This is a genomic window from Microlunatus flavus (assembly GCF_900110855.1).
GTDB classification, from domain to species: Bacteria; Actinomycetota; Actinomycetes; order Propionibacteriales; family Propionibacteriaceae; genus Microlunatus; species Microlunatus flavus.
The window spans coordinates 1-11,792 of the sequence record NZ_FOFA01000008.1; the positions used below are offsets into that span (position 1 = coordinate 1).

The window sequence follows — 11,792 nt, forward strand, 5'->3', positions numbered from 1 at the left end:
CCGGGCAGCAAAAGGTCGAGCCACCCCGACAGCAGCGCGGACCCCGACCACGCCGGGGCACCAGCCATCCTCGACCGAGATGCAAGAGGTGTGTGAACTCGTTGCTACAGGTTTGAGCGACGGACTTCACGGCCGACCTTTGGGGGCAGGGAGGCGGTATTCGTGGCGCGGAGGAAGGCCGGTCGAGCAGGGCTCGATCGGGAGCGCGAGCGGCGGCGTGAGCTCGAGCGGCTAAAGGCGGAACAGCAGGCGGCCAGGAGCGCCCGAGGAGTCGAGGCTGCCCAGCGCCCCGAGCCGGAGGCGGCTCCGCTCCTCCAATCGGTCAGGCCGAGCGGGGGCGCCGCCGTCGGGTCGCCCTCTAGAGGCACCCGGCTGCGCAGGCAGCAGCACGTGGAATGCGCGTGGTGCGGTTCGTTGGCCCCCGTAAGGGGCCGCGGGCCCCTACCCAGGTTCTGCTCGGCGAACTGCTGTCACCGAGCGTGGGAGCAGGCCCGGGCCGCTCGCGACGGCCGCGTAGCGATGGTCACGGTCGACCGATTCGTCGCCACCTACCCGGGCACCACCTCGGAGTGGGTCGTGCAGCTCGATCGGCTCGCTCGCGATGTACTCGAGGGCCGGCTCGACGGCGAAGCTCTCTCCCGGTCTCTTGACGCCGTCTACACGGCGATCTCCTCCCAGAGACGAGACGACCGGCACAACGAGCCTTGGTAGCAGGCTGTACCTCCGCGGCACTGGTTCGCGGCGGGACCCAAACGCTCGATGCTTGGCAACAAGCTGAAGGAACGTTCCCCTCCGATGAGGGAACGATGTTCGCGAGAGCAAGGCGGCGAGTTGGTTGTCGGGCGCGTGCAGAGTCACTGGCGCTCGTGAACACTCGACGCGCAAGGACGCCTTCCGGGCCGCTAGCATCAGGTGTTCGATTAGTGTCGTTCCAAGCCGTGGCTTGGGCACATTCTGGGCACACGAGGTCAGAAAAAGCCGCGGAGCGTCGACAGATGTCGAAAAAGCCGATTCGAGTATCATGCCTTGTCATGGCTAGGTTCGAGGGTCTTCGGCAGACACTGACAGACGTCGAAAAACAGCCTCGGAGGCGCCTTCAAGGCGGCAGCGCGGGTCGAATCTTGTGGCGTGAAAGCAGACGTACCCTCAGCAAGGTCTGAAACGCGAGCGCTCGCACGCCACTAGCTCACCGAACGGGTCGCGTCGCGGACCATCGCGCCGAAGGCGGTGACCAACCGCGACCGGCGGCCTCGCTCCCAGCCGAGGTGGACCTCCGTGGGCGGGAGGTCCGTGACGGGGACGAAGCGGACGTCGGGTCGTCGGTAGAACCGGGCGGTCGACAGGGGGAGGATCGCGATGCCCTGCCCCACGGCCACCAGCTCCAGCTTCTCCTCGACGGTGCGGCTCGGTGAGCGCACCCAGCCGCCTCGACGGCGCATCTCGGCGGCGACCTCCGCCCACTCCGGCACGGCGGCCGGGTCCTGGAGCAGGTGCGCCTCGGCGAGGTCCTTCATCACCAGCCCGTCCGCGTCCGCCGACGGGTGGTCCGCGGGCAGCATGACGACCCGCGGTTCCTCGAAGAGCAGCGCGGTCGACAGACCCGCGGCGTCGAACGGGCGCCGCAGATAGCTCACGTCGGCGCGGCCGTCGTGGAGCACCTGGACCTGGTCGTCCCACCCCGTGCGCCTGACGTGGAGCGTCACCTCGGGGTGGGCGCGCTGGAACTCCTTCACCGCGTCCGTGACGACCAGACCGGGCATGAAGGCGACGGTGAAGAACGCCTCGCCTCGAGCCGCGACCGAGAGGCGGCGCCGGACCGCTGCCGCCGCCGCGAGCAGTCCCTCCGCCTCCTGGCGAAGGAGCCTGCCGTGGTCGGTGAGCTCCGTGCCGCGGGTGTCGCGGACGAACAGCTGCACGCCCAGCTCCTCCTCGAACGCCCGGATCTGCCGCGACAGCACGGGCTGGGCGATCATCAGCACCTCGGCCGCTCGTCCGAAGTTGAGCTCATCGGCGACCGCCACGAAGTAGCGCAGCTTGCGCAGGTCCAGGTCAGAGCTCACCACTTCAGGCTCCCACGTCGCTCATACCCGTTGGGTGTCAGCGAGTACGGAAGAGGTCTTGGACGGGGGACCACGGCGGCGCCGAGACTCGATGCGGCTTCTCAGAAAGGAACCCCATGGATCTCACGGACCAGCGCGTGGTCATCATCGGCGGCACGTCCGGCATCGGCCTCGCGACCGCGCACGCCGCGCTCGAGCACGGGGCGCAGGTCGTCGTCGCGTCGAGCCGCCGGACGAGCGTCGACGCAGCGCTCGGTGCGCTCCCAGCCGGCACGACCGGCTCCGTCCTGGACGTCCTCGACGACGAGGCGGTGCGCGCGTTCTTCGACGGGGTCGGCGCCTTCGACCACCTGGCGTACACCGCGGGCGAGTCCCTCCGCCTCCTGCCGGTGGACGGGCTGGACCTCGACCAGGCACGCGGCTTCTTCCAGGTCCGGTACTTCGGCGCCCTGAACGCGGTGAGCATCGGCGCGAAGCACCTGCGCCCGGGCGGATCCATCACGCTCACCTCGGGCTCGGCCCGTACGCGCCCCGGCGCCGGCTGGTCCGTCGCGTCCAGCCTGTGCGGCGCGACGACGAGCCTGGCCGGCGCCCTGGCCGTGGAGCTCGCACCGCTTCGCGTGAACGTCGTCGAACCCGGGATCGTGCGCAGCCCCCTGTGGAGCGCCATGAGCGTCGAGGACCAGGAGGCGATGTACGACCAGCAGGCGAGGTCCCTGCCCGTCGGCCGCGTCGCCGAGGTCGACGACGTCGCCCAGGCCTTCGTCTACTGCATGACGCAGTCCTTCATGACGGGCGCGTCCATCCCCGTCGACGGCGGCGCGCTCCTGGTCTGACCCGGGCTCCGAGATCTGCGCTCCGTCGCGTCGGCCTGCGGCTTGTCGCCTCGGGGAACCAGGGCTCAGCCCGCCTCCCGACGGCGCGTCTGGTCAGCGCAGAGACGGACCCTCGCCGTCGAGAGAACGACGCACCCGGCTCCAACCCCTAGGCAGCGGCGCGCGGAGGACGTGCCTCACGAAGCGCGACACGGCGGGGGACGGTGACGGCGCGGAGCGCCACAACACCACGAACGTCACGTGCTGCGCGGGTCGGACCGGGAGGACGACGTCGGTCCCGTGCCCGCCGGTCAGGGACGGGCTGAGCAGCACCCAGTCGACGTCGCTCTGGTCCAGCCAGCCCACCGCGTTGAGGTCGGTGCGCGCGAGGGGCACGGTGGGCGGCGCGATGCCGGCCGTCGTCAAGGCCTGGAGCTGGGCCGCGGTCCAGGCGGGGAACAGGGAGGGGTCGGTCACCCCGAGCCGGTCCTGCGCCAGCTCCTCGAGGTCGACCGACGGCTGACGGGCGAGGCGGTGGTCGGGCCGGAGGGCCACCAGCAACGGCTCCCCCGCGAAGACCTCGGTGCGCAGACCGGCCGTCGGCTCCTGCACCCCGCAGGTCACGCCGACGTCGACGCTCCCGTCGGCGACCGCCTCCCGCAGGCGCGGCAGCCACAGGCGAGCCTGCTCGACCCGTACGCCGGGGGCGTCGGCGGCGAACCCGGCCGCGAGGTGCGGCGCCAGGACGGGGGCGGCGGGCGGGGTGAAGCCGAAGCGGACGAGGCCCTCCTCGCCGGTGCCGAGGGCGGAGACGGCGACGCGGGTCTCGGCGACCAGGCCGGTGATGGTGCGGCCGCGGTCCAGGAGCACCCGTCCCGCCTCGGTGAGCGAGACCCGCCGCGTCGTCCTGACGAGGAGGGCCACGCCGAGCTCACGCTCCAGGCGGCGTACGAGGTCGCTGAGGGTCGGCTGGCCGATGCCCAGCCGGGCCGCCGCGCGCCCGAAGTGGAGCTCCTCCGCCAGTACGCCGAACGCCTCCAGCTGGCGCAGCTCCACGACCACCACGCTAGGCCGAACCACCCCGGGACGACCAGGGCAGCAGCCGAACTCATCGACGCAGACGATGGATGGATCGGCCTGCTCCGTCTTTTTCCCGTGGGGTCCGAAGCCCGACGCTGTGAGGAGAAGTCCGTCGCCGGGGAGGCCGCCATGCCCGTTCTGCAGAGCCCGCCAGGCGCGGACGACCGGGCCCCGGCCCGGAGCGGCTCCCGTCGGCCTCACCCGTACGAGACCGGCCGGCCTCCGCGCACGGACGCGTTCCTGGTCGGACGCGAGGTCGAGCGGCAGCTCGTCGTGGGGGCCGTCGACGGGGCCGACAAGCGCGGCCAGGCCTTGCTGATCACCGGCGAGCCGGGCATCGGCAAGTCGAGCCTGCTGCGAGCGGCGTCCCAGCGGGCGCGCGAACGCGGGTGCTGCCTGCTGGAGGCGACCGGGGTGGAGTCGGAGGAGGGACTGGCGTTCGCCGGGCTCCAGCTGCTGCTCCGCCCGGTGATCGCGGCCGTACGGACGCTGCCCCCGGCCCAGCGGAAGGCGCTGGCGACCGCGTTCGGGCTCGAGGAGGGGCCGGCCCCGCAGCCCTTCCTGGTCGGGCTGGCAGCGCTCAACCTGCTGAGTGAGGTGGCGGGGACCCGTCCGGTGGTGCTGGTCGTCGACGACGTGCAGTGGCTCGACAGGCCCACCGCGGAGGCGCTGGCCTTCCTGGCGCGTCGGCTGGCCGGCGACCCCGTGGTCATGGTCGCGGGACTGCGGACGGGGCACGACAGCTCGCTGCTGCACGCCGGACTGGAGGCGGTGGAGCTCCAGGGCCTCGACGACGTCGCGTCCCGCGACCTGCTGGGCGCGGTGGCGGACCACCTCGACGAGGTCGACCGGGAGCAGGTCCTGCGGCTGGCCTCCGGCAACCCTCTGGCGCTGGTCGAGCTGCCTGCGTCGTGGCGCTCGGACCGGACGGCCGCGACCCGGCCCGGCTCCTCCCTGGGCGACGCCGTCCCCGCGCCGGCGCCGCTGAGCGCCCGGTTGGAACGCGCCTTCGCCGCCCGGCTTCCTGAGCTTGCGCCGGCGACCCGCGACGCCCTCCTCGTGGCGGCCGTGGACGCGGAGGACGAGCTGGCGGAGGTCCTCGGCGCCGCGTCCGTCTTCACCGGCGCACCGGTCCACGCGGCCGTTCTCGAGCCGGCCGTACGAGCGCGGTTGTTGACGTTCGACCACGCCCGGGTCCGCTTCCGCCACCCCCTCGTGAGGTCGGCGATCCTGCAGTCGGAGTCCGCGAGCCGGCGGCGGGCGGCCTGCGCCGCGCTCGCCGAGGTCCTGGGCGACCAGCCGTGGCGGCGGACCTGGTACCGGGCGCAGGCGACGACCGGTCCGGACGAGGCGGTGGCCGACGAGCTCGAGACGGCCCACGCGGAGAACCTCCGGCGAGGGTCTGTGACGGCGGCGATCTCCGCGCTGGAGCGGTCGGCCCAGCTGACCGGCAGCTCAGCGCGGCGGGGCCACCGGTTGCTGCTGGCCGCCGAGCTCGGCTTCGGCCTGGGTGAGGCCGACCTCGTCACGCGGCTGCTGGGCGAGGCCGAGGCGCACGCGCTGGGCGAGCTCGACCGGGCCCGCCTCGAGTGGCTGCGCGAGCTGCCGGACGACACCGACCTCCGCAGCGCCCGGCGCATCACCGAGCTGGTCGACCTCGCGCGTCGAGCGGCGACCGTCGACGTGGACCTGGCCCTCGACCTCCTCGTCGCGGCGGCGCTGCGCTGCCACTGGGGCTGGCCGACGTCCGGCGTCCGGGACCGGGTGGTGACCGCCGTCGCGGGCCTCGCGGGCACGGAGACGGACCCGCGCCACGTCGCCGCGCTCGCTGTGGCGCAGCCGCTGCTGCAGGGGCGTCGGGTCGGGAACCTCCTGTCCAGGGCGGGCTCGAGCGGTCAGACCGACCCGGAGGCACTGGCGCTGCACGGGATGGCCGCCTTCGCCGTCGGCGACCAGCCGCTCGCCGCCGACCTCCTGCGTCGCGCGGGGGCGGCCTGCCGGCGTGAGGGCCGTCTGGGGCTGCTGACGCAGGTCCTCGCGCTGGGCAGCGCGGTCGGCATGGACCTGGGCGACTGGCGCGGGGCGGCCGCTGCCGCGGACGAGGCGCACCGGCTGGCGGCGGAGACCCGGCAGCCGACCTGGCGGGCCGGCAGCACGATGACAGTCGCACGGGGCCACGCCCTCCGCGGGGAGATCGCGGTCGCTCGGCGGCTGGCCGCCGGGCTGGAGAACGACGCCGGCGCGCGGGGCAACGTCTGCGCGGGGGCGAGCGCCCTGCTGGCGCGCGGGTTCGCGCTGCTGGACGAGCGCCGCCACGCGGAGGCGTACGCCGTCCTCCGCCGGCTCTTCGACCACGAAGACCCCTGCTGCCACGAGCGTGAGCGGATGCCCGGGATCATGTTCCTGGCCGAGGCGGGCGTCCGCGCGGGGCGCCGGGAGGACGCCCGGTCGGTCGTCGCGGAGCTGGAGGACGCCGCGCGGGCGACCCCGTCACCGCTGCTGCAGGTGCACCTCGTCTACGCCCGGGCCGTGCTCGCCGACGACGCCCGGGCCGAGCCGGCGTACCGCTCCGCCCTCGAGCACGACCTGGCCCGGTGGCCGCTGGTGCGGGCGCGCCTCGAGCTCGCGTACGGGTCCTGGCTGCGACGCCGGCGACGGCCCAGCGACGCCCGCGTCCCCCTGCGGTCCGCGCTGGAGACGCTGGAGTGGATCGGCGCGAGCACCTGGCTGGACCAGGCGCGCGCAGAGCTGCGCGCGACCGGTGACCGCACCTCGAGCCGGGACGGCGTCCGTCGGGAGCCCGCCTGGCAGGACCGGCTGACGGCTCAGGAGCTCCAGATCGCCCGGCTGGCCGGCGAGGGCCTGTCGAACCGTGAGATCGGCGAGCGGCTGTTCATGTCCCACCGCACGGTCGGCGCGCACCTGCGCCACGTCTTCCCCAAGCTGGGCATCACGTCGCGCGTCCAGCTGGCGGCGCTCGTCGCACCGCGGCGCTGAGGCCCGGCGACGGGCTCAGACGTGCACCTCGCCACCGTCGGCGAACAGCTCGCTACCGGTGACGAAGGAGGACTGGTCGGAGGCCAGGAAGAGCACCGCGCTGGCGATCTCGTCCGTGGCCGCGACCCGGCCGAGCGGCACGCCCTGGGCCATCTGGCCGAGCAGCTGCGCGACGTGCTCAGGGCCGGCGGCCAGGCCCCGGAGCCCGGGGGTGTCGGTCGGGCCGGGGACGATGGCGTTCACCCGGATCCCCCGCCCGCTGAGCTCGCCGGCCCAGGTCCGCGTGAACGAGCCGAGCGCGGCCTTGGTCGCGGCGTAGACGCCGAACGCCGGGACGCCCTTGGAGGCGGTGGTCGATCCCGTGACGATCACCGACGCGCCCTCGGTGAGCAGCGGCAGGGCCTTCTGCACCGTGAAGACGGTCCCGCGGACGTTGATCGTGAACGTCTGGTCGAACTCCTCCGGCGTCAGGTCCTCCAGGGTGGCGTATGCACCTCCGCCGGCGTTCGCGAAGAGCACGTCCAGCCCTCGCCCGCGCTCCCGGACGGCGTCGAAGACGCGGTCCAGGTCGCCCAGGTCGGAGACGTCACCGCGTACGGCGGTCGCGTTGGGCCCCAGCGACTGCGCCGCCTGGTCGAGCTCGGCCTGCCGCCGCCCGGTGATGAAGACGTGCGCGCCTTCGGCCACGAAGCGGCGGGCGGTCGCCAGCCCGATCCCGGAGGCGCCTCCCGTGATCAGGGCCGTCTTGTTCTCCAGCTGTCCCACGAAAGCTCTCCTTCTTCGCTGCGGACGGGCGGTCGACCTCAGGCTGCGCGCGGCCGCCGCCGGCCCGCATCGGTCAGGTGACCGCAGGCCTGCCGCCGCGCCACGAGGCGCCGGGCAAGCGCGGTCGGTTGACCGATGCCGGCTCCGGTCCCGGGCTGCTTGCCTGTGGCTGAGCCGACCGATCCCCGGTCCGCACGGAGGAGGCAGCGATGACGACAGTGGTGCTGGTCCACGGCGCGTACGCCGGTTCGTCGAGCTGGGACGGGGTCGTGGGACCGCTGCTCGCCCAGGGCCACAGCGTGGTCTCGTTCGCCAACCCGTTGCGCGGGGTGGCGAGCGACGCAGCCCTGCTGAGCGACCTGGTCAGGAGCGTCGAGGGTCCCGTCGTGCTCGTCGGCCACTCCTACGGCGGCGCCGTGATGACGGCCGTCGCGACCCGGGCCGAGCACGTCGTGGCGCTCGTCTACGTGGCCGGCTTCGCCCTCGAGACCGGGGAGAGCGCCGCCGCCGCGTCGGCGTTGAGCCCGGGCTCGACGCTGGCCGACACGCTGACGACCGTGCCGCTCGGCGACGGGACGACGGACACCTACATCGCGCCGGAGAAGTACCACCACCAGTTCTGCGCGGACCTGCCCGACGAGCAGGCCGCGCTGATGGCGGTCAGCCAGCGGCCGGTCACCTTCGGCGCCCTCAACGAGCCCCTGGCCGGCGAGCCCCTGTGGACGTCGGTGCCCAGCTGGTTCCTGTTCGGCGAGCTCGACCGCAACATCCCGGCCGGCGCGCACCACGTCATGGCCCGGCGGGCGGGCGCACGCCGGACCACCGAGGTCCCCGGTGCGTCGCACGTGGTCGGGATCTCCCACCCCGACGAGACCGTCCGGGTCGTCCAGGAGGCCGTCGACGCGTCCGTGCCCGCCCGCACCTGATCACCGGCCTCAACAGCCGCCCGAACCACCCGCCCGAACCACCCGCAAGGAGACCCGCATGCCCTTCGTCACCACGCCCGACGGCGCCCAGATCTTCTACAAGGACTGGGGCGCCGGACGGCCCGTCGTGTTCAGCCACGGCTGGCCGCTCACCTCCGACGTCTGGGACAACCAGCTCAAGCTCGTGGCCGACCACGGCTTCCGCGGCATCGCCCACGATCGGCGCGGCGGGGGCCGCTCCAGCCAGACCTGGAAGGGCAACGACCTCGACCACTACGCCGACGACCTCGCCACGCTGATCGAGACCCTCGACCTGCACGACGCGATCCTCGTCGGTCACTCCACCGGCGGCGGCGAGGTCACCCGCTACCTCGGCCGGCACGGCACCAGCCGGGTGTCGAAGGCCGTCCTGCTCAGCGCCATCCCGCCGCTCATGCTCCGCACCGACGCCAACCCCGAGGGCACGCCGCTGGAGGTGTTGGACCAGATCCGGGCCGGCGTCGGCGGCGACCGCTCGCAGTACTACCGCGACCTCGCCGAGCCGTTCTACGGCGCGAACCGACCAGGGTCGACGGTCACCCAGGGCGCCAAGGACGCGTTCTGGCTGATGTCGATGACCGTCGGGGTCAAGGGTGCGTACGACTGCGTGAAGGCCTTCTCGGAGTCCGACACGACCGAGGACCTGAAGAAGATCCACATCCCCGTCCTCGTGCTGCACGGCGACGACGACCAGATCGTGCCGATCCAGTCGGCCGGGCTCAAGTCGGTGAAGCTCCTGCCCGACGCGACCCTGAAGGTCTACCCCGGCGCCCCGCACGGCCTGACCGGTCCCCACGAGCTCGAGTTCGACGACGACCTCCTCGGCTTCATCACGGGCTGACCCGCCCGCACAGCACCGACCGCCACGACCACACCCCAAGGAGCACGCATGCCCACCGTCACCGTCGGCCGCGAGAACAGCGCCCCGATCGAGATCGCGTACGACGACGTGGGCAGCGGCCCGGTCGTCGTGCTCCTGCACGGCTGGCCGTTCGACAGCCGTTCGTGGGAGGCGCAGGTCCACACGCTGCTCGGCGCCGGGTTCCGCGTGGTCACCTACGACCGTCGCGGGTTCGGCCGCTCGAGCCGGCCCAGCACCGGCTACGACTTCGACACCCTGGCCGCCGACCTGGACACCCTGCTGAACGAGCTGGACCTGCACGACGTCACGATCGTCGGCCTCTCGCTCGGCACCGGGGAGCTCGCCCGCTACATCGGGTCGTACGGCACCGCCCGCCTGCGGTCCTGCGTCTTCTGGGAGACGCTCGCCCCCAGCTTCGTGAAGTCCGCCGACAACCCCACGGGCGTCGACCCGGCCGGCGTCGCGGGCGTCCAGCAGGCCATCCTCGCCGACCGCGCGGCCTGGCTCAGCGGCATGGACCAGAACTTCCTCAACCTCGACGACTACCTCGGCACCCGCGTCAGCCCCGAGACCGAGCGCTACCTGTGGCAGACCGGGATGGAGGCGTCCGCCGAGGCCACCTGGGCCTGCCCCCGCGGCTGGCTGGAGGACTTCACCGACGACATCACCAAGGTCGACGTCCCGACGCTGATCATCCACGGCACCGCCGACCGGATCCTGCCCGTCGACGGGCAGGGCCGGCGGCTGCACGCCGCGCTCCCCCACGCCGAGTACGTCGAGATCGAGGGCGGGCCGCACCTCAACTGCCTGACCCACGCCGCCGAGGCCAACGCCGCGCTACTCGCGTTCCTCGGGCAGCCGGCCACCGCCGGCGCGCAGGCCTGACGAGGCTCCGATGGCCGTCGACCTGTTCCCCGGCTTCGCGGAACGGCAGGTGCCGACCGCGCGTGGTGACGTGTTCGCCCGCGTGGGCGGGACCGGGCCGGCGGTCCTGCTGCTGCACGGCTACCCGCAGGACCACCGGATGTGGCGCGGCGTCGCGCCCGCGCTCGCCGAGGCCTGCACGGTCGTGGTGGCGGACCTGCCCGGCTACGGGGGCTCGTTCCGACCGACCCCGGCGCCGGACCACCGACCGCACGGCAAGCGGGCGCTCGCGCTCGACCTCGTCGAGGCGATGCGGGGGCTCGGGCACGAACGGTTCGTGGTCGCCGGCCACGACCGCGGTGGGCGCGTCGCCTACCGGATGGCGCTGGACCACCCCGACCGGGTCCTGGCGGCCGCCGCGCTCGACGTCGTCCCCACCGGGGAGGTCTGGTCGCGCGCCGACGCCGCCATGGCCCTGGCGTACTGGCACTGGGGCTTCCTGGCCCAGCCGGCCCCGCTGCCGGAACGGCTGATCGCCGCCGATCCGGACGCGTTCTTCGACCACCACGTACGCCGGCTCGGTCTCGGGGCCGACCCGGAGCGGTACCCGCCGCCGCTCGTCGCGGCGTACCGGCAGATCCTCGACGACGCCGGCGTGGTCGAGGCCATCTGCGAGGACTACCGGGCCGGTGCGACGGTCGACCGCGACGACGACGACGCCGACCACGGGCAGCGGCGGATCGCCTGCCCCCTCCTGGTCCTGTGGAGCGCGACCGGCGCGCTGCCGCGCTTCTACGGCGACGTCCTCGGGGTGTGGCGCCCGTGGGCCGACGACGTCCGCGGCTGGGGCGTCCACGCCAGCCACTTCCTCGTGGAGGACGACCCCGAGCAGGTGCTCCACGCCCTGGCCGACCTCGTCGCCGGCCTGCCGCGCCACGACCCACTCACGAACGAGGAAACGAGGACCCCATGACCGACCCGCTCACCACCAGCTCCTCGGGCCCCGCCGACGCGCTCGCCTCGGGCCTGCGCCGCACGGAGATCCAGCACCGCACGTCGTCGATCCCGGGGCGCGACATCGTGCAGGTGCGCACCGAGATCCCGGACGGGGTCGCGTCGGGCTGGCACACCCACCCGGGCGAGGAGATCGGCTACATCGTCGAGGGAACCGTACGGATGCAGGTCGCCCACGCCGACGACCTGCTCCTGCACGCCGGCGACGGCTTCCTCATTCCGCCCGGTACACCGCACAACGCGCACGACCTCGGGCCCGGTACGGGCGTGATGCTCTCCACCTACCTCGTCGACCCGACCGCTCCGCTGTCCCGCTACGTCGACGCGCCGCCCGACCCGGCCGGCTCCGGCGGCGCCGCCGGATGAGCGG

The 11,792-nt window shown here is 73.5% G+C and carries 10 protein-coding genes; 7 read left to right on the plus strand and 3 right to left on the minus strand.

Features of this window, described 5'->3' with window-relative positions; genetic code table 11:
* Window positions 1–1,181: 1,181 nt before the first annotated feature.
* On the minus strand, window positions 1,182–2,060 hold the full coding sequence (locus BMY04_RS16570) for a LysR family transcriptional regulator (protein ID WP_091184276.1): 879 nt from the start codon (window positions 2,058–2,060) through the stop codon (window positions 1,182–1,184).
* Window positions 2,061–2,176: 116 nt separating this feature from the next.
* Here BMY04_RS16570 and BMY04_RS16575 point away from each other — a divergent pair, with 116 nt between their 5' ends.
* The gene (locus BMY04_RS16575; RefSeq protein ID WP_091183587.1) at window positions 2,177–2,896 is read left to right on the plus strand and encodes an SDR family oxidoreductase; all 720 of its coding nucleotides are present in this window, start codon (window positions 2,177–2,179) and stop codon (window positions 2,894–2,896) included.
* 93 nt (window positions 2,897–2,989) lie between these two features.
* On the opposite strand, the gene BMY04_RS16580 is transcribed toward BMY04_RS16575, so the two are convergent.
* Entirely contained in the window at window positions 2,990–3,931 is a 942-nt protein-coding gene (locus BMY04_RS16580; protein WP_198410223.1) for a LysR family transcriptional regulator, read from the minus strand.
* A 153-nt stretch (window positions 3,932–4,084) separates the two neighbouring features.
* Here BMY04_RS16580 and BMY04_RS16585 point away from each other — a divergent pair, with 153 nt between their 5' ends.
* Entirely contained in the window at window positions 4,085–6,952 is a 2,868-nt protein-coding gene (locus BMY04_RS16585) for an ATP-binding protein (RefSeq protein WP_091184285.1), read from the plus strand.
* Between the two features lie 15 nt (window positions 6,953–6,967).
* Here the strand turns inward: BMY04_RS16585 and BMY04_RS16590 are convergent, their stop codons facing one another.
* The gene (locus BMY04_RS16590; RefSeq protein ID WP_091183589.1) at window positions 6,968–7,717 is read right to left on the minus strand and encodes an SDR family oxidoreductase; all 750 of its coding nucleotides are present in this window, start codon (window positions 7,715–7,717) and stop codon (window positions 6,968–6,970) included.
* Between the two features lie 209 nt (window positions 7,718–7,926).
* On the opposite strand from BMY04_RS16590, the gene BMY04_RS16595 reads away from it, so the two are divergent.
* The 5 genes from BMY04_RS16595 to BMY04_RS16615 are packed head-to-tail and all read left to right on the plus strand — an operon-like array spanning window position 7,927 to window position 11,788.
* Window positions 7,927–8,643 carry an alpha/beta fold hydrolase gene (locus BMY04_RS16595; RefSeq protein WP_091183592.1) on the plus strand — a complete coding sequence of 239 codons (717 nt, stop codon included), beginning with the start codon at window positions 7,927–7,929 and terminating at the stop codon, window positions 8,641–8,643.
* A 58-nt stretch (window positions 8,644–8,701) separates the two neighbouring features.
* Window positions 8,702–9,523: an alpha/beta fold hydrolase gene (locus tag BMY04_RS16600; protein WP_091183596.1), complete on the plus strand. Its 822-nt coding sequence runs from the start codon at window positions 8,702–8,704 to the stop codon at window positions 9,521–9,523.
* Between the two features lie 48 nt (window positions 9,524–9,571).
* The gene (locus tag BMY04_RS16605; RefSeq protein ID WP_091183599.1) at window positions 9,572–10,429 is read left to right on the plus strand and encodes an alpha/beta fold hydrolase; all 858 of its coding nucleotides are present in this window, start codon (window positions 9,572–9,574) and stop codon (window positions 10,427–10,429) included.
* A 10-nt stretch (window positions 10,430–10,439) separates the two neighbouring features.
* Window positions 10,440–11,381: an alpha/beta hydrolase gene (locus BMY04_RS16610; protein WP_091183602.1), complete on the plus strand. Its 942-nt coding sequence runs from the start codon at window positions 10,440–10,442 to the stop codon at window positions 11,379–11,381.
* Window positions 11,378–11,788 carry a cupin domain-containing protein gene (locus tag BMY04_RS16615; RefSeq protein WP_091183606.1) on the plus strand — a complete coding sequence of 137 codons (411 nt, stop codon included), beginning with the start codon at window positions 11,378–11,380 and terminating at the stop codon, window positions 11,786–11,788. Before BMY04_RS16610 ends, BMY04_RS16615 begins: the two co-directional genes overlap by 4 nt.
* Window positions 11,789–11,792 lie beyond the last annotated feature (4 nt).